At 45.7% G+C, this 17,670-nt stretch carries 17 protein-coding genes; 3 read left to right on the top strand and 14 right to left on the bottom strand.

Annotation, left to right across the window (positions count from 1 at the left end):
• Nucleotides 1-87 precede the first annotated feature (87 nt).
• Complete coding sequence (locus MY9_RS12115; protein ID WP_014664540.1) at nt 88-2,166, bottom strand: sigma-54 interaction domain-containing protein; 2,079 nt, start codon at nt 2,164-2,166, stop codon at nt 88-90.
• 152 nt (nt 2,167-2,318) lie between these two features.
• Here MY9_RS12115 and MY9_RS12120 point away from each other — a divergent pair, with 152 nt between their 5' ends.
• A complete protein-coding gene (locus MY9_RS12120) occupies nt 2,319-2,555 on the top strand; it encodes a DUF2627 domain-containing protein (RefSeq protein ID WP_014664541.1) in 237 nt (78 codons plus the stop codon).
• A gap of 43 nt (nt 2,556-2,598) precedes the next feature.
• On the opposite strand, the gene prpB is transcribed toward MY9_RS12120, so the two are convergent.
• From prpB to MY9_RS12165, 9 genes are all read right to left on the bottom strand, one after another.
• Nucleotides 2,599-3,504, bottom strand: a complete 906-nt coding sequence (gene prpB, locus MY9_RS12125) for a methylisocitrate lyase (protein WP_014664542.1) — start codon at nt 3,502-3,504, stop codon at nt 2,599-2,601.
• Between the two features lie 16 nt (nt 3,505-3,520).
• Nucleotides 3,521-4,936, bottom strand: a complete 1,416-nt coding sequence (locus MY9_RS12130; protein ID WP_014664543.1) for a bifunctional 2-methylcitrate dehydratase/aconitate hydratase — start codon at nt 4,934-4,936, stop codon at nt 3,521-3,523.
• 14 nt (nt 4,937-4,950) lie between these two features.
• A complete protein-coding gene (mmgD, locus tag MY9_RS12135; protein WP_014664544.1) occupies nt 4,951-6,069 on the bottom strand; it encodes a citrate synthase in 1,119 nt (372 codons plus the stop codon).
• Between the two features lie 34 nt (nt 6,070-6,103).
• Nucleotides 6,104-7,243, bottom strand: coding sequence for an acyl-CoA dehydrogenase (locus tag MY9_RS12140; RefSeq protein ID WP_041521373.1), 1,140 nt, complete (start codon nt 7,241-7,243; stop codon nt 6,104-6,106).
• Nucleotides 7,244-7,269: 26 nt separating this feature from the next.
• Nucleotides 7,270-8,133, bottom strand: a complete 864-nt coding sequence (locus tag MY9_RS12145) for a 3-hydroxybutyryl-CoA dehydrogenase (protein WP_014664546.1) — start codon at nt 8,131-8,133, stop codon at nt 7,270-7,272.
• Nucleotides 8,134-8,157: 24 nt separating this feature from the next.
• Nucleotides 8,158-9,339: an acetyl-CoA C-acetyltransferase gene (locus MY9_RS12150; RefSeq protein ID WP_014664547.1), complete on the bottom strand. Its 1,182-nt coding sequence runs from the start codon at nt 9,337-9,339 to the stop codon at nt 8,158-8,160.
• 127 nt (nt 9,340-9,466) lie between these two features.
• Complete coding sequence (locus MY9_RS12155; protein WP_014664548.1) at nt 9,467-10,198, bottom strand: glycerophosphodiester phosphodiesterase; 732 nt, start codon at nt 10,196-10,198, stop codon at nt 9,467-9,469.
• 77 nt (nt 10,199-10,275) lie between these two features.
• Nucleotides 10,276-10,896 carry an N-acetylmuramoyl-L-alanine amidase family protein gene (locus tag MY9_RS12160; RefSeq protein ID WP_081483628.1) on the bottom strand — a complete coding sequence of 207 codons (621 nt, stop codon included), beginning with the start codon at nt 10,894-10,896 and terminating at the stop codon, nt 10,276-10,278.
• A gap of 19 nt (nt 10,897-10,915) precedes the next feature.
• Complete coding sequence (locus MY9_RS12165) at nt 10,916-11,212, bottom strand: hypothetical protein (RefSeq protein ID WP_014664550.1); 297 nt, start codon at nt 11,210-11,212, stop codon at nt 10,916-10,918.
• A 297-nt stretch (nt 11,213-11,509) separates the two neighbouring features.
• On the opposite strand from MY9_RS12165, the gene MY9_RS21605 reads away from it, so the two are divergent.
• Both MY9_RS21605 and MY9_RS12175 read left to right on the top strand, forming a co-directional pair.
• Nucleotides 11,510-11,650, top strand: a complete 141-nt coding sequence (locus MY9_RS21605) for a hypothetical protein (RefSeq protein ID WP_373922682.1) — start codon at nt 11,510-11,512, stop codon at nt 11,648-11,650.
• Between the two features lie 72 nt (nt 11,651-11,722).
• Nucleotides 11,723-12,841 (top strand): NADH-dependent flavin oxidoreductase, encoded by a 1,119-nt coding sequence (locus tag MY9_RS12175; protein WP_041521374.1) that lies wholly within the window; start codon nt 11,723-11,725, stop codon nt 12,839-12,841.
• A 215-nt stretch (nt 12,842-13,056) separates the two neighbouring features.
• Here MY9_RS12175 and MY9_RS12185 read toward each other — a convergent pair whose 3' ends face one another.
• The 4 genes from MY9_RS12185 to recN all read right to left on the bottom strand — a co-directional run bounded on the left by MY9_RS12185 (nt 13,057) and on the right by recN (nt 17,646).
• Entirely contained in the window at nt 13,057-13,236 is a 180-nt protein-coding gene (locus tag MY9_RS12185) for a hypothetical protein (RefSeq protein ID WP_014664554.1), read from the bottom strand.
• Between the two features lie 145 nt (nt 13,237-13,381).
• On the bottom strand, nt 13,382-14,185 hold the full coding sequence (gene spo0A / locus MY9_RS12190) for a sporulation transcription factor Spo0A (protein WP_003226427.1): 804 nt from the start codon (nt 14,183-14,185) through the stop codon (nt 13,382-13,384).
• A gap of 275 nt (nt 14,186-14,460) precedes the next feature.
• A complete protein-coding gene (gene spoIVB, locus MY9_RS12200; RefSeq protein WP_014664555.1) occupies nt 14,461-15,741 on the bottom strand; it encodes a SpoIVB peptidase in 1,281 nt (426 codons plus the stop codon).
• A 174-nt stretch (nt 15,742-15,915) separates the two neighbouring features.
• Entirely contained in the window at nt 15,916-17,646 is a 1,731-nt protein-coding gene (recN, locus tag MY9_RS12205; RefSeq protein WP_014664556.1) for a DNA repair protein RecN, read from the bottom strand.
• Nucleotides 17,647-17,670: the final 24 nt, after the last annotated feature.

A 17,670-nucleotide genomic window follows, 5' to 3' on the forward strand; every position in this document is an offset into this window, starting at 1 on the left:
TATGCAAGTTCCGTGCCAGCTCCTAAGGGTGCTGTCATACCAGGTATATTGACACATTCGTGCAGAAGTTTGCGTTTATTCTGCAGATTATTGCATGCCTTCATTTGCAAGGCCATATTTATCCATTTTGTAATATAAATTCCGAATGCTGACACCGAGGGCTTTCGCTGTTTTTGTCCGGTTAAAATGATGCTTTTCGAGCGTTTGCTGGATCAAATGCGCTTCAAATTTTTCTACTGCGACAGACAGCTTTTCGCCTTCAATATCCGGAAAATCAAAACCTGTCCTCAGATCTGTGTCATTTTCTTTTTGCTCAAGTTCAAATATAGGCAAATGATCTTTTTCAATCCATTCCATATGCGGATTGAGAAAAATCATGGCTCGTCCAAGGACATTTTCAAGCTCGCGGACATTCCCAGGCCAATGGTAAGCAGATAAGGCGCGCAAGGCTTGCTGCGAGAGCCCTTTTACATTCCTGCCGTAATCCCGGTTGATCTTTTGGATAAGTCTGACGCTTAATGCTTCAATGTCCTCCAACCGCTGCCGCAAAGGCGGAATGGAGATGGGATAGCGGTTGATCCGGTAATACAGGTCTTCGCGAAACTTTCCATCCGCCATCGCCTTTTCAATATTTACATTTGTTGCCGCGATCACTCTGACGTTGACAGGGATCGCTTTCGTGCCGCCCACTCTGACGATTTCCTTTTCTTGAAGGACGCGCAGCAATTTGGCCTGCATATTTTGTGTCAGCTCACCGATTTCATCTAAGAAAATACTGCCGTTATTTGCTTCTTCAAATAAACCCTTTTTACCGCCCCGCTTCGCCCCTGAAAACGCACCATCCTCATAGCCGAACAATTCTGATTCGAGCAGGTTTTCAGAAAGGGCTGCACAATTTACGCGAATAAATTTATTGTACTTCCGGTCGCTTTCGTTATGGATGGCATGGGCAAACAGTTCTTTTCCTGTTCCTGACTCTCCGCGCAACAAAATCGTTGCCGGCGTTTTCGCACCGAGCTTCGCCTGCTCAAGCGCAACCAGCATTTGCTCGCTTTTGCCGATAATGTCGTCAAACGTGTATTTCGCTTCAAGCGTGCGAATAATTTGCCTGGCGCGGTTAAGCTCCGCTGTCAGCATTTTAATTTCGGACACATCGTGAATCACACCGACGCTGCCTTTCAAAATACCGTCCACAATCACCGGTGCTACATTGACGATGACCTCTTTTTCATTCGGGCCGACCTTCATTCTGGCACCGCGGACAGGGCGTCTTGTTTCAAGCACCTTTAAATGCATGCTTTCGCCTTCGGAAATATCCGTGTTTGCAGGCTTGCCGATAACTTCTTTTTCAGATAGCCCGGTCATTTTCGTATATGCTTTATTGATTAGGAGCCCGATGCCGTTTTCATCAACGACAGAAATCGCCTCATCGGAGGATTGGATAATCGCCTCCAGCATCGTACGGACCTGCTTTAAGTTGGTCACTTCCTCCGCCAGCTCGACCGCATCGGTGATATCTTTAAACACACAAAGAGCCCCGAGCAGACGTCCGCCTTCATCAATAATCGGCAGCCTTGTGGTCACAATTTGCAAATGATCGCCTAAAAGCTGCTTCTGGTTGTATTCAGGCACTCTTGTTTTTAAAATCCGCGGCATCTTAGTGCTCGGAATGACTTCTTTTATTGGCCGTCCGATGACTTCCTCGCGTTTTTTCCCGACCATTTTTTCGGCCATATGGTTAAAGAGAATGATCTCTTCATTGATATCAATAAAAATCATCCCGTCATGGGTGGAATTAAAAATTCTGTCGTGTTTGTATGTTTGCTCTTTTAGCATTTGAATCAGGTGCTGCTTTTCTTCCATCAGCTGAAAAACGATGTATGCCATTTTCCCCGGCATGACAATGGTATCTTCATGCTTTCTTTGAAGGAGTTCGTCAAACACGGCTTGATCGCCGGTGGTATGAATGACGATATCCGGTTTTTGTTGTATGTAAGGTTTCCAATCAGATGAAACGGCAATCCCATACTGTTCTGCTTCTTTCAATCCCGGCGCCTTGGGGTCTTTGTCAACTACGGCAATGATATCTATGATGGCTGTTTTGATCAAAATATGTAATAACGCCGTTCCCCTTTTGCCGGCACCTACTATCAGTACCTTTTGCATCCCGATACCCCTTTGTATGAAAAAATTTGCACACCTAATTATTCCGTTGCAATAATTTGCACAACCCTATGTTACCACGTTTTCTTCTCTTGACAAAATATTTTTTCCGCTGGACAATAAAGGAAATGAAAAGATAAAGGGGTTTTCTGAAGATGAGCCGACTTCTTGCGCTTTTGATATTAGTCATCCCCGGGGCCATTTCCGCTTTAGGCATTAAACTGATGAGAGATACACTTTTCGGCCATGCAATAAAGCCATTTTCAGCTCTTTGGCTCCAAGGGTTGTCAGGATTCATCTTTTTCGCGATCGGCCTCTATGTGCTGGCCGGGTTCATTCTATACAGAGACAGAAAACGCAATCAAGTCAGCCCGCGATTCAGAAAACGATAACTGCAAAAAAAGCCGGAGAATGCTCCGGCTTTTTTTTGTCACACTATTCGTCAGGCAAAACGGTCTTGGCAATCGTTTTATCTAATGCTTCATAGTCATAATAAGAGATGGTATCGTACAGTTCTTTTCGTGTCTGCAAATGATGAAGTCCTTCTTTTTGTGAGCCGTGCTCCTTCATCAAACCAAATATCCGCTCATAAGCTTTTGCCGCCGCTCGAAGCGAGGTGACAGGATATATCACCATGCGAAACCCCATATCTTCGAATTCATCAGCACGATAATACGGCGTTTTCCCAAACTCCGTCATATTCGCAAGGAGCGGAACGGAGATATGCTCAGCAAACTGGCGGAATTCATTCTCTGCCTGGAGCGCTTCCGGGAAAATCGCGTCTGCTCCCGCCTCAATGTAGGCCGCGGACCGTTTTATTGCAGCATCAAGCCCTTCCTGCGCCCTGGCATCAGTGCGGGCAACAACAATCAGAGAGGGCGCCGCTTGTTTAATGGCTTTTATTTTTTGCGCCATTTCCTTGATCGGAACGAGCTGTTTGCCATTTAAATGCCCGCATTTTTTTGGGAGCTGCTGGTCTTCTATTTGAACGGCTGCTACCCTGGCTTCAAGCATCTCCCGGGCGGTTCGGGCGGCATTTAACACACCGCCAAATCCCGTATCGATATCCACTAGCAGAGGCAGATCAGCAGCACGCACAAGGTCTTTGGCCCGATCCGCCATTTCTGCCGACGTGATGATCCCTAGATCAGGAAGTCCCCTGCTGGCTGTATAAGCCGCACCAGACAAATATATAGCAGAAAAACCGGCCTCCTTCGCGAGCAACGCTGCCATCCCGTCATGGGCGCCGGGAATTTGAAGAATGTCCGGCGCCGACATCAGCTTGCGGAAACGCCCGGCAAGCTCTTCTTGTGACGATTGCTGATTGACGATCCACGACATGACACAAATCCTCCTTTTACATGCAGAACATGTCTACGAATTCATTTACGCGCATCGTTTGTAAAGTCTCGCTGGTACAGCGCTCATAAATGTGTTTGCACTGTTTATCAGGAAAATGGCTTTTGAGATTGCCAGAAAACTTTTCCAGCAGTTTTGGCACTGCCTCCTCTCTTCGAAAACGGTGGCCAAGAGGAAACTCACATTCCACCATTTCCGTGCTCGTTCCGTCTTTAAAATGAACCTGAACGGCATTTGAAATAGAACGCTTATCAGGTTTCAAATAATCCTCGGTATATGCTTTATTTTCAGTCACCTCCATTTTATCACGTAATTTATCTATTCTCGGATCACTCGCAGTTTCAGCTTCATAATGCTGTGCGGTGATATCACCAAAAAGCAAACCGATTGCTGTAATATATTGGAGGCAGTGATCACGGTCTGCCGGATTGTGAAGCGGGCCTTTTTTATCAATGATTCGGATAGCGGATTCATGCGTACTGATGACAATACGATCGATCTCATCAATTCGGTCCTTTACCCGCGGATGTAAAATAACGGCGCACTCTGCCGCTGTTTGAGCGTGAAATTCTGCTGGATAAGACACTTTAAATAACACATTTTCCATGACATAAGCGTCGAGCGGACGGGCGAGCTTGATCTCTTTCTTATTGAATAGAACGTCCTGGAACCCCCAACCCGGTGCGCTCAATGCTGTCGGATACCCCATTTCCCCTTTTAACGACATCAGCGCCAAATGAACACCTCTGCTCGTTGCATCTCCTGCTGCCCATGATTTGCGAGAGCCTGTATTTGGTGAATGCCGGTATGTTCTTAATGCTGCATTGTCAATCCATGCATTCGAAAGCGCATTTTTGATTTCTTCTCTCCCGCCGCCTAAAAGCTTTGCTGCAACAGCTGTTGTCGCAATTTTAACAAACAGCACATGATCAAGACCCACTCGATTCAGGCTGTTTTCTAACGCAAGGACACCTTGAATTTCGTGCGCTTTAATCATCATCTCGAGTACGTCGCGTACCGTTAAAGGCTCTTTTCCTTCAGACAGCCTCACTCTTGATACATAATCACAAACAGCAAGGATGCCTCCCAAGTTATCGGATGGATGCCCCCACTCCGCTGCCAGCCACGTATCATTGTAATCGAGCCAGCGAATCATGCAGCCGATATTAAACGCTGCCCTCACAGGATCGAGAACATAGGACGTTCCCGGCACTTTGCTTCCATTTGGCACAGTCGTTCCTGGAACAATCGGGCCAAGCAGCTTTGTGCACTCTGGATACCGCAGCGCCAAAATCCCGCAGCCCAGGGTATCCAGCAATACATGCCCCGCTGTTGTATACGCTTCGGAACTTGTAATCTCTTTCTCAAGCACATAGTCTGTGATTTCTTCGATAACACGATCCGTTTTCTGCATTCTGCCAGCTCCTTTCATGATTCTGTTTGATATCGCGGGCCCATGTAACTGACACGGGGACGGAAGAGTCGATTATTGGAATGCTGTTCAATCACATGAGCGCATAAACCGGATGTTCTCGCGCTGAAAAAGACAGGCGTATATAAAGGGATCGGTATGCCGAGCATCCAATAAACCGGGGCAGCATAGTAATCCAAGTTCGGATAGAGCCCTTTTTCCTTCTCCATCAGCCGCTCACCTGCTTCACACATCTCATATAAACGATGGTCACCGGCTTTATCGCATAATTGCTGCAGCGCCTCTTTCATCATGAGTGCTCTCGGATCCATTTTTTTCATATACACACGGTGGCCGAAGCCCATGATTTTTTCTTTTCTTTTCAGTTTTGTTTGCAGAAGCTGCTCAAATTCAGACGACGTTTTTGCCTCCAAAAGCATATACATTACAGCTTCGTTTGCCCCTCCGTGAAGATTCCCTTTCAGGGAAGCGACAGCTCCTGTCAAAGCGCCATAAAGATCCGAGTGAGTAGATGCGATGACTCTGGCCGCAAAAGTTGAATTTGGCATCTCATGCTCACTGTACAGGACGAGCGACCGGTCAAAAATCTGTTCTTCCAATGAGGACGGCAATTTTCCTGTCATCATGTATAGAAAATTCGCACTGTAGGACAGGGATTGAAGCGGAAGAATCGGCTCTTTTTTATTGATGATCCTGTAGCTGGCAGCAGTGAGGGCAGGCATTTTCCCAAGAAGCTGATATGCGCGCTCCTTGTTAGCGGAAGGAGACCGATCATCAATTTGCCGATCATAACCGGCAAGTGCCGACAGGCCGGTACGCAGGCTATCCATTGGATGCGTGTGCTCAGGGAGCAGCTCAAGCAGACGGAGATGATTAGCAGGCAGGCTTGACGCACTGTTTATTTTACTTTCCAGCGTCTCTCTTTCACTTTCTTCCGGCAGCCTCCCTTCCAGCAATAAATGGACAAGCTCCAGATAACTTTTTGTTTTAGAAAGATCTATTAAATCATAGCCTCGTATCAAAATCTGGCTGAACTGCGTGTCAAGATAAGAAATGTGAGTTTCTGCCGCAATCACACCGTCCAACCCTGGAGAGTAGTGCTGTTTCTCCTCCATATCCTCAACCTCCGTTTTTGCGTTTTTTTGGTTATCAGGTCCCGCCAAGTAAATACTTGGAAATAATCAGTCTTTGAATCTCATTCGTCCCTTCATAGATTTGCGTCACCTTTGCATCGCGAAGCAGCCGCTCAACGGGGTAATCCTTCATATAGCCATATCCCCCATAAATTTGGACGGCGTCTAACGCCGCCTTCACCGCTGCATCGGAAGCAAATTGTTTAGCCATAGACGCCTCTTTTCCACATGCCAGGCCGCGGTTATGGAGGTCTGCGGCGTGGTAGACAAGATGCCTTGCCGCCTCAGCCCTAGTCGCCATGTCAGCCAGCTTAAATGATATGCCTTGATTGGCTGCGATCGGCCTTCCAAATTGCACTCGCTGCTTCGCATAAGCAACGGCATGCTCAAGAGCCGCCTCTGCAATACCGAGCGCCTGTGCCGCAATGCCGATCCGACCGACATTTAAATTCGCCATGGCAATGTTGAAGCCTTCACCCTCTTTGCCAAGCAAATTAGCTTCAAGCACTTCTGCGTTATCAAAAATCAGTTCCGTAGTATTAGAGCCATAAAGCCCCAGCTTTTTTTCTTTTTTCCCAACGGTAAAACCGGGTGTGTTTTTTTCAACAATAAAAGCCGAAATCCCGTGCCTGCCTTGATCCGGAGCCGTTAAAGCAAATGTGATATAGATATCAGCTGCTCCGCCATTCGTTATGAATATTTTCGATCCGTTTAATACGTATTTGCCGTTCTTTTTAATTGCCGTTGTGCGAAGGCTTCCGGCATCCGATCCTGAGTAAGGCTCCGTCAGCGCAAAGGCCCCTAAATGGTCTCCTGAAGCAAGCTTCGGTATATATTTCATCTTCTGTTCCTCATTGCCGAAGTACAGAATCGGATTTGTGCCGACCGAGGTATGGACGGAGAGAATCACGCCGACAGCCGCGCTGATTTTTGAAATCTCATGAATCGCCAAAATATAAGAAACAACGTCCGCCCCGGCACCGCCGTACTGTTCCGGCACCGGTATTCCCATCAGCCCGTGTTCGCCCATTTTTTTGATCAGCTGAAAGGGAAATTCGTCCGTTTTCTCCATAATTTCCGCAGCGGGAGCAATTTCTTTTCGGGCAAAATCACGCACCATTTTTCGCATCATGACTTGCTCTTGGGTTATATGCAACTCGGCCACCCCCGATGGAATTGACTTCAGGAAGTCCTCTCCTCATATTCATAAAAACCGCGTCCGCTCTTTTTGCCAAGCCAGCCTGCTTTGACATACTTGCGGAGCAGCGGGCAAGGACGGTATTTAGAATCGCCAAGGCCCGAGTGAAGAACTTCCATAATGGATAAACACGTATCCAGTCCGATAAAATCCGCTAATGTAAGCGGACCCATCGGATGATTCATGCCAAGCTTCATCACCTCGTCTATTGCCTCTGGCTTCGCCACTCCCTCATACACGCAATAGATGGCTTCATTAATCATCGGAAGAAGCACACGATTGGAAACAAACCCCGGAAAATCATTGACTTCAACCGGTGTTTTCCCCATCTTTTCCGCTAATGCCATAACATCTAAGGCCGTTTCCTCTGATGTAGCCAAGCCGCGTATTACTTCAACCAGCTTCATCACAGGGACGGGATTCATAAAATGCATGCCAATGACCCGTTGAGGCCGATTTGTCACAGCAGCGATCTCTGTAATAGGCAAGGAAGATGTATTGCTGGCCAAAATCGTATGAGGCGGGCAAAAGCGATCAAGTGTTTTAAACATCTTAGTTTTCGCCGCCATGTTTTCAGCGATAGCCTCAATCACAATGTCCGCATGCTCTGCCTCCTCAAGCGTTTGAGAAATCGAAATGCGGCTGATGACACTCTTCACTTCCGCCTCGGTCCTTTTTCCTTTCTCAGCGTCACGGGCCAGCTGTTTCTTCAGCCGCTTCAACCCTGCCTCCGCAGCTTCCGAACTCACATCGTACATCCGCACATAAAAGCCTGCGTCAGCAGCTGCTTGTGCAATGCCGCTTCCCATCTGACCTGCGCCAGCTACCATGATTTGTTTGATTTCCATTTAAATCCCCTTTTTCATCATGTTTTAATGAACCTGCACTAAGACGGCATCTCCTTGGGCTGCCCCACTGCAAATGGCGGCAACACCCAATCCCCCTCCCCGTCGCTTTAATTCGTAAACGAGCGTCATGAGAATTCTCGCCCCGCTCGCGCCGATCGGGTGGCCAAGCGCGATCGCACCGCCGTTCACATTTACTTTTTCAAGATCGAAACCTACGATTTTTTCACATGTTAACACAACAGATGCAAACGCTTCATTTACTTCAAACAAGTCAATATCTTGGGCAGTTAAATCGTTCTTTTTCAGGAGCTTATTAATGGCAAACCCCGGTGCTGCCGCCAGTTCATGCGCTGGCATTCCCATAGTTGAAAAACCAAGAATTGTAGCCAGAGGCTGTTTGCCAAGCTCAGCTGCTTTTTCCTCCGACATCAGCACGAATGCGCCAGCTCCGTCATTGACCCCGGGAGCATTGCCGGCTGTGATCGAACCATCACTTGTATAAATCGGAGAAAGTTTCGCGAGCTGATCCAGACTTGTGTCACGGCGAATCGCTTCATCCTTATCAACAACGTTTGATTTTCCTTTTCGACCGATCCAGTTGACGGGAACAATTTCATCCTGAAATTTCCCTTCATCGGCTGCTTTAGCTGCCCGCGCATGGCTTCTCAACGCCCATTCATCCTGCTCTCTTCGTGAAATTGCATATTCCTTGGCCGCTGTATTTCCGTGAACAGCCATATGCACTTCGTCAAATGCGCACGTTAACCCGTCATACACCATTAAATCCCTTAGCTCGCCGTCCCCCATCCGTGCTCCCCAGCGTCCAGCGGGAATGGCATACGGAATATTGCTCATGCTTTCCATCCCCCCGGCAACAAGTATGTCCGCATCCTGCGCCCGAATCATTTGATCACATAAAGTGACAGCGCGAAGACCCGAAGCACAGACTTTATTCAGTGTTTCTGACGGCACACTCCAAGGCATTCCAGCAAGACGGGCAGCTTGACGGGAAGGGATCTGTCCTGAGCCGGCTTGGACAACCATGCCCATGACATTTCCTTCTACATCATCTCCAGAGACTCCAGCCCGTTGCAACGCCTCCTTCATCACAATGCCCCCAAGCTCGGCAGCTTTCACCTCTTTCAATACTCCGCCGAATTTGCCAAATGGCGTTCTTGCAGCACTTACAATGACTGTTTTCCTCATGGTTTCACCTCATTCAGAAGATAGACAGCGCTTACAAATTCTAGTTGTCTTCTATGAATGTATGCTTCGAAACGGGCACGAATGTATGAAAAAAGAAGGCTGTGTCAACAGCCTTCTTCTAAAGCAACTATTCATTTTTCAGCAATGCCGCAGCCTTTGCAGGAAAATCGGTAAACATGCCGTCTGCTCCCAGTTCAATGAGGTGCTTCATATCTTCCGGCCGATTGACTGTATACGGTCTTACCTTAATCGAACTGCTCCTCATTTTCTTCAGCACTTCATCTGTGACCCCGGGGCTGTTTAGCTTCGGGTGATAGCCGGTAGCTGGAATAGACGCGATATATTGATCCGGCTGATAAAGCACATCTGCAGTTAATACCGCCCGTTCGATATGGGGCGCAAGCTGAGCGCACAGTGCTACACTTTCATGATTAAATGTGGATAGGATGACTCTCTCCTCTATATTGAATCGCTTCACTGCCTCCAACACTTTTTCTTCCATTCCCTCATAGCGAATCACGCTGTTTTTCAATTCAATGTTGATGAGAAAATTCTTTTTTACTGCCCACGAGAGCACGTCTTCTAATAGTGGCACTTTTAGATCGCTGTACGCCTGATCATGACCAGCGGCCGCATTCGCAGTCTTGATTACATCATAGGCTGTATCCTTCACGAATCCTTTAAGCGTTGTCGTGCGGTTAAGCCTTTCATCATGAATCACAACAATGCGTCCGTCTTTCGTCAGTTGTACATCAAGCTCTATCCCGTCCGCTCCGGCTTCAATTCCTTTTTCAAATGCAAGCATTGTATTTTCGGGAAAGTGTCCTGATGCCCCCCGGTGGGCAAAAATCTTTGTCATCGTTTCACCTCAAGCCCTAAGTTTTCTCCATTATACTTATTTTGTAGGATCCACTCTAGGATTAAGGCTATATTCATCTACTGATCATAATAAGAATCAATGCCGTTGACAATCGCATCTGCTGCCTTTTGCTGGTATTCTTCATTTCCCAGCTTGTCCGCGTCAGAGCTGTTCGTGATAAACCCAAGCTCCGCCAACACACTTGGCATTTGTGAATATGTAATGACGTAAAAGTCTGATTCTTTCACGCCCCTGTCTCTCGTTTGTAAGGATGAAACGAGCTGCGACTGAATATCGGCTGCCAGACGCCGGCTGTTTTCCCCTTCATAATCAGATTGAAAATACGTTTCTGTTCCTGAAGCTGAAGCAACCCCGGAATTTACATGAATGCTGACAAAAAGATCAGCGTGATTGGCACTTGCCTTTGCGACTCTGTCCTCCAAGGTCAGAAAATGATCGTCTGATCTGGATGCAACAGGATTGGCTCCCTCCGCTTTTAGCTTGTCCGTCACATGCTCTGAAACAGCCAAATTAATATCCTTTTCAAAGAGCCCGTTTCCGACTGCTCCACTGTCTTCACCGCCGTGTCCGGCATCAATATACACGGTTTTCCCTTCTATCGGCTCTGCCGCCTGTGCACAAGGCGCGAGCGTCAAAGCCAATCCGCACAGCGCCAAGCTCCTCCATAACATTCTCAACTTTCTCCCTCCGGTCTTTTTATGACGAATTCTTTCGCAGCTGAATATCTTCCAGCTGTAAAGTCCCATTATCCTTCTTTGTATATTTCACCAAAACTTTTTTCTGGTCTGGCAAGGATTCACATTCATCACGTTTATCCTTCGGAACTTGTATCATGGTTTCTTCTCCATTGAGAGAAACCGCAATCGTATGAGGATCAGCCGAGCCAATAAATTTTCCCTCTTCGGTAAACCTTGGTGCTGAGTCATCCGCACTTGCTACACTGCATCCCGAAAGAAAAAGCGCAGTAAATAGCAAAAGAACCGTTTGTTTCACACGATCACCTCTTCCTGATGTTTGGCTTTTATCTTTGACCAGAATGGCGGATTTGTAAAGACAACGTGAATGCAGGCGATCAAGTTCCATGATTTTCAAAAGGGCTATACGACCCGATCATTTCCTGTTGTTAGAAAGATAACGAGCAGATTTGTCTATGAGGATGGCTCTAAATGAGGCGCTAATTAGAAAAAATTAGCGGAAAGAAGCAACTTTTTATTCATTTTTAAAAATTTGTGAATTGGGTGAGCAAATGGTTTGACTGCTAGATCAGCCAGGCGTAACCTTTGAAAGGATATTTCCTTGAAAAAATTCGTTCTGCTGCTGGCGGCCGCTCTCATCACATGCTCCATCGGCCACCAAATCAGCGGCGGCTACAAAGGCCCTGAAAAAGAGCGGCGAAAATATCACTCTGCACTCAAGATATTCAGCCGGTAAAGCAGATCAATTGCATTAATTTTTACATATAGGCTAGAATATGTGCGAATCCAAACGAAAGAAGATGATCAAATGAATCCTAAGTATAAGCCGCTGTTTGAACCCTTCACGTTTAAAAGCGGTGTTACAATCGACAACCGGATCGCAGTCGCACCAATGACTCATTACGCTTCTAATGAAGACGGTACAATTTCTGAAGCAGAGCTTGACTACATCATCCCTCGTTCAAAAGAGATGGGAATGGTGATTACAGCCTGCGCAAATGTCACACCGGACGGAAAAGCATTTCCTGGGCAGCCGGCCATCCACGACGATTCCAACATTCCGGGTTTAAAAACATTAGCACAAGCCATTCAGGCACAAGGCGCTAAAGCCGTTGTGCAAATTCATCATGGCGGCATCGAATGCCCATCTGAGCTCGTTCCTCAACAGGATGTTGTGGGGCCAAGTGACGTGTTTGATAACGGCAAACAAATTGCTCGCGCATTAACAGAAGAAGAAGTGGAACACATTGTGAAGGCGTTTGGAGAAGCGACAAGACGAGCCATTGAAGCCGGCTTTGACGGTGTCGAAATTCACGGTGCAAACGGCTACTTGATTCAGCAGTTTTATTCTCCAAAAACCAATCAGCGCACGGACCGCTGGGGAGGAAGCGATGAAAAACGATTAGCCTTCCCGCTCGCTATTGTCGATGAAGTGAAAAAAGCCGCTTCAGAACATGCGAAGGGCGCGTTCTTAGTCGGCTACCGTCTGTCTCCGGAAGAACCTGAGACACCAGGGTTGACAATGACTGAAACCTTTACGCTTGTTGACGCTTTAGGGGATAAAGAATTGGATTATCTTCATATTTCACTGATGGACGTGAACTCAAAAGCACGCCGCGGTGCAGATCCAACTCGCACACGCATGGACTTATTGAATGAACGTGTCGGAAACAAAGTGCCGCTGATCGCCGTCGGTTCCATCCATTCCGCAGATGACGCGCTGGCCGTCATCGAAAACGGTATTCCACTAGTCGCAATGGGACGAGAAGTTTTAGTTGACCCTGACTGGGCGGTAAAAGTAAAAGAAGGCCGTGAAAAGCAAATCGAAACAGTAATCAAAGGCACAGATAAAGAAAAATATCATTTGCCTGAACCGCTATGGCAAGCCATTGTGAACACGCCTGGCTGGGTGCCTTATAAAGATTAATATGAAAAGACTGCCGAAACGGATTCGGCAGTCTTTTTTCCCTTTATATAAATAGTTTATGTACACACCGAAACAGCAAAAGAAAGAGCTCCCCACCTACTTCAAAAAGAAAATCTAGGAAAAGCCCATCACGCTTTCTTGTTTTTTTCTTTTTCATTCGTATGTCTCCTTTTTACATCAATACGCCTTACTTACGATTTTGCAGGAGAAAGGTTTCAATTTGATCCTGATTGTTTGTTTTTGATAATCCAAGCAGCGAGAACACATGAAACCATGACTGTAAATGAGATAAAGTCAATCAGGGTGCCTAGTAAGCGTGAATCTGTAATGATGTTCGAATTGACGCAAAGCGCAAGAATAAATAAAGCAATCAGCAGACCATATTTTTCAAACACATACCTCACTCCTTACGGAAAATAAATTTTTCATATCCATCACCTATGATAACAAATGTCCCCAAAAACAAAACGCCTCCTATTTATCAGCGCAAACCAATAAATAAAAGACGTTTGATTTAATTATCACATAATATCCACATGTTTAAGAAGCCTTATGTTCTAATCTAAGCTTATCCGCAACCATTGCAATGAATTCGCTGTTGGTAGGTTTAGCTTTTGTCATGCTGACAGTATAACCAAACAGCGAGGAAATGGAATCAATGTTTCCTCTGCTCCATGCCACTTCAATTGCATGGCGGATCGCTCTTTCTACACGGCTTGCGGTTGTGTTGAATTTTTTGGCGATGTCCGGATAGAGGACTTTTGTAATGCTGCCGAGCAATTCGATGTCATTGTATACCATTGAGATTGCTTCACGCAGATAGAGATAGCCTTTAATATGGGCTGGGACGCCGATTTCATGGATAATGCTTGTGATGCTCGCGTCGAGATTTTTCTTCTTTGGTTCAGGCTGGCTGCTGCGTATAATGCTGCTTTGCGATGATGGCGCACGATGCGTCACACTGCTGGCATTTCCGCTGACTTGGCGGATATGACCGACAAGGTTTTCCATATCAAACGGTTTGAGAATAAAGTAGGACGCGCCTAAATCGACGGCCTTTTTCGTGACATCTTCCTGTCCAAAGGCTGTCAGCATGATGACATTCGGCTGTTTTTTCAGATCTGATTCCCTCAGCCTCTCTAAAACCGCAAGTCCGTCTAAATGCGGCATAATAATATCTAATACGAGCACATCGGGATCTTTTTCTTTAAACAACGACAGGCATTCCTGTCCGTTATAAGCAACGCCGATCACTTCCATGTCTTCCTGTCCTTCTATATATTCACTCAACAGGCTTACCAGCTCTCGATTATCATCAGCAACACAAACTTTAATTTTCTCCACGTTTCTTCCTCCCCAAATGTAGTTAACAGGATTCACCCTTGCTACATGTTTACATTCGACAAAACCGCTATATACCCTCTAAAAAAATCATAATCACCAATATTAGTGGCATATCTTTGTTATTCTATGTTTTTCTCTGTTTTTCGACTAAAAATGAAATTTGACAAACAAGGAAACGTGAATTTGTCGAAAAATCTTCTTTTGTATATTTTACCGTATGTATTCTGAGAAGTGAAGAGGGATCAAAACAAAAAAACTGCCGGAAACTCCGGCAGTCAGCTTGCTTTTTCTTTTCCGTAAATATCGATTCCTGCTTCTGACAGCATCCATTCAATATGAACACCGTAGCCGCTTGTCGGGTCATTTACAAACACATGGGTGACAGCGCCGATCACTTTTCCATTTTGAATGATCGGGCTTCCGCTCATCCCCTGTACGATGCCCCCTGTTTCTTTCAACAGCCTTGGATCAGTAATTTTCAACACCATTCCTTTTGTCGCAGGGAATTTTTGCGGCGTTGTGCTGACGATTTCAATATCAAATTTTTCCACCTTGTCATCATCAATGACCGTTAAAATTTCAGCCGGCCCTTTTTTGACTTCAGTAGAAAATGCAACCGGCAGTGCTTGATCTGAAATATTGTTTTGAATCGGCTGATGCAGCGTGCCGAAAATCCCAAATGGGCTGTTTCTGTTAATATCCCCGATCGTTTTGCGTTCTGAGGAAAATCGCGCCAGTTTTTCTCCCGGATTACCGCCTGTCCCTTTTTCAATTGATGTTACAGTGGATTTAACGATTTCTCCATTCTCCACCACAATCGGTTTCTTTGTGTCCATATCGGAAATCACGTGGCCAAGTGCTCCGTATTTTTTTGTTTTCGGTTCATAAAAGGTCATAGTGCCAATGCCGGCAGCAGAATCCCTGATATATAATCCGATTCTGTATTTGCCTTCTTGTTCATCCTTTTGTGGAATCAGCTTTGTTTTGATTTTTTGTTTGTCACGTTTGATCAGTAAATCTAAAGATTCACCAGTTTTTCCGGCCTTTTGGATAAATGGGGCTACATCATTCATTTTTTCAATTTTCTGTCCATTCATTTCAATAATGATGTCGCCCGCTTCAATTCCGGCCGTTTCTCCCGGAGATTTTTTGCCTTCACTTGTATTGATTTGATGAAATCCGACGACAAGAACACCGACGGAATGAAGTTTTACACCGATTGATTGTCCGCCAGGTATCACCTTTAAATCAGGAAGAACTTGCACTTTTGTTTTTTTAATTGGAAATCCGGCAAGATCGTATACTAATTCTGACTCACCTGACTTTTTGCCTGTCACCCTAATTTCGTGCGGATCTTTCTTTACTGTAAACGCTTCTGACGATTCTGATGTCTGAGCGTTTACCGATAAGCTTGTTTCAATCGCTTGTGTTTGGGATTCAAATACTCTCATTTGCGTTGGAATCAGTAAATACTCTTTTAGCGGTTTGCATAAACCTACACTTAATAACGAAACAAGGAGAATTAAACCTACTGCTTTTCTGATGTTATCGGGCATTCACTACTTCACTCTCCTCGCTCCTATCCCACACCTTCTTTATGACTTGCTGCTACATCATTTAATTTTGCCTTTTGGAGGCTTATTTATAACTGTCATATGAAGAAAAACATTGGATATACTGATGAACGAATGGATGTAAACAAAAAAAATAAGCTGCGCTTTTCGCGCAGCTTACCCAGTTGTTTTGACTTGATCCGCTTGTTTTAAAAGTTCTTTCGCATGGCGTTTCGTTAAATCGGTTACCTCAACACCTGCAATCATGCGTCCGATTTCCACTATTTTTTCCTGCTTAGAAAGCGGCTTGACACGTGTCGTCGTTCTGCCGTCTTTTAACTCCTTCGCAATATAAAGATGCGTATCGGCCATGGCAGCCACCTGAGGCAAGTGTGTAATACAAAGCACTTGTGATCCTATTGACACTTTATGGATCTTCTCAGCGATTGCCTGTGCGACCCTTCCGCTTACACCGGTATCAACCTCATCAAAAATGATCGATGTCACATCCTGCTGTGAGGAAAAAATGCTTTTTATGGCAAGCATCACCCGTGACAGCTCTCCACCTGAAGCGACTTTCGAAAGAGATTTCAGCGGCTCGCCTGTATTGGTTGAAATTAAAAACTTCACCAGATCGATCCCTTGTTCAGTCAGCTGAACAGGCTGGCCGTTTACAACCGGTGCCTCTTCATTGCGTGACGCTTGTCTGATTTTGAATTCCGTATCAAACGTTGATTTTTCCATGTACAGGCTTTTTAATTCCCGATGAATCTCATCAGCCAGTTTTTTCGCCCATGTTTTCCGGATTTGAGAAACATTTGCCGCTTCCACTGCGACATCCTTGCCAACGGAGTCAAGCTCCTTTTTCAGGCTTTGTAGGTGGCTGTCCCTGTTTTCAATTTGGTCAATTTCTTCTTCAATTTTAGAAGCATATTCCAAAATGTCCTCGACAGTGGCACCGTATTTTCGTTTCAGCTGTTTGATTTCATTGAGCCGCGTCTCAATATAGTTCAGGCGTTCCGGATCATATTCAAGCTCATCCAGCATATTTCTCATCTGAAATGTAGCGTCCTCAAGCAGATAGTAGGAGTTCGAAACACTCTCAGACAGTTTTTTCAGCGGTTCGTTAATATCAGATATATCTTCAAGCTGGGCTGATGCCATTCCGACCCAGTCCAATCCGCTCTGTTCACTGCGAAGCGCATTATATGCATTTTGCAGCGATTCATATATCTTCTCAAAGTTTGAAATTTGCTGACGCTCTTCTTGAAGCTGTTCATCTTCGTTGATCTCAAGCTTTGCTGATTCGATTTCTTCGAGCTGAAATTGAATGAGATCAAGGCGATGGGCCATTTCCTGTTCGCTTTCAGAAAGCTGTTTAAGCTTTTTGAGCAGCTTCATATACCGCTGGTACCCTTCCTGATACGCTTGGAGCGCGCTTTCCACTTCGGCTCCGGCAAACTTGTCCAAGAGCTGGAGATGATTTTCGTCTTCCATTAACAGCTGGTTATCGTGCTGCCCGTGAATATCTAATAAAAGCCTGCCGATCTCTCTTAGCGAGGCAATCGTGACAAGCTTGCCATTGACACGGCAAACGCTTTTCCCGCTCGTGCTGATATCTCTTCTCATGACGATCATTTCGTCTGAAACGTCGATTCCCTGCTCAGCGCATACGCCTAAAACGGGATGGCCGCTCTCCAAAAGAAACAGCCCTTCAAGTTCTGCTTTCGCTTCTCCATATCTAACAAATTCAGATGATCCGCGGCCTCCGACTAAAAGAGAAATGGCATCTATGATGATGGATTTGCCGGCTCCGGTTTCTCCTGTTAAAACCGTAAGCCCGCGTTCAAAAGAAACCGTCAGTTCCTCAATAATGGCAAAGTTTTTAATCGATAGTTCAGCTAACAAACAGCATTACACCTCTTATCTTTG

Source organism: Bacillus sp. JS (assembly GCF_000259365.1).
Lineage (GTDB): Bacteria > Bacillota > Bacilli > Bacillales > Bacillaceae > Bacillus > Bacillus stercoris.

Coding starts and splice junctions, on each gene's coding strand:
- MY9_RS12130 (WP_014664543.1), bottom strand. CDS start 4,936: ATGCAGAAAACGGATCGTGTTATCGAAGAAATCACAGACTATGTGCTT.
- MY9_RS12145 (WP_014664546.1), bottom strand. CDS start 8,133: ATGGAAATCAAACAAATCATGGTAGCTGGCGCAGGTCAGATGGGAAGC.
- MY9_RS12175 (WP_041521374.1), top strand. CDS start 11,723: ATGAATCCTAAGTATAAGCCGCTGTTTGAACCCTTCACGTTTAAAAGC.
- MY9_RS12150 (WP_014664547.1), bottom strand. CDS start 9,339: ATGAGGAAAACAGTCATTGTAAGTGCTGCAAGAACGCCATTTGGCAAA.
- spoIVB (WP_014664555.1), bottom strand. CDS start 15,741: ATGCCCGATAACATCAGAAAAGCAGTAGGTTTAATTCTCCTTGTTTCG.
- MY9_RS12155 (WP_014664548.1), bottom strand. CDS start 10,198: ATGACAAAGATTTTTGCCCACCGGGGGGCATCAGGACACTTTCCCGAA.
- prpB (WP_014664542.1), bottom strand. CDS start 3,504: ATGTCGTGGATCGTCAATCAGCAATCGTCACAAGAAGAGCTTGCCGGG.
- MY9_RS12115 (WP_014664540.1), bottom strand. CDS start 2,166: ATGCAAAAGGTACTGATAGTAGGTGCCGGCAAAAGGGGAACGGCGTTA.
- MY9_RS12120 (WP_014664541.1), top strand. CDS start 2,319: ATGAGCCGACTTCTTGCGCTTTTGATATTAGTCATCCCCGGGGCCATT.
- mmgD (WP_014664544.1), bottom strand. CDS start 6,069: ATGGAGGAGAAACAGCACTACTCTCCAGGGTTGGACGGTGTGATTGCG.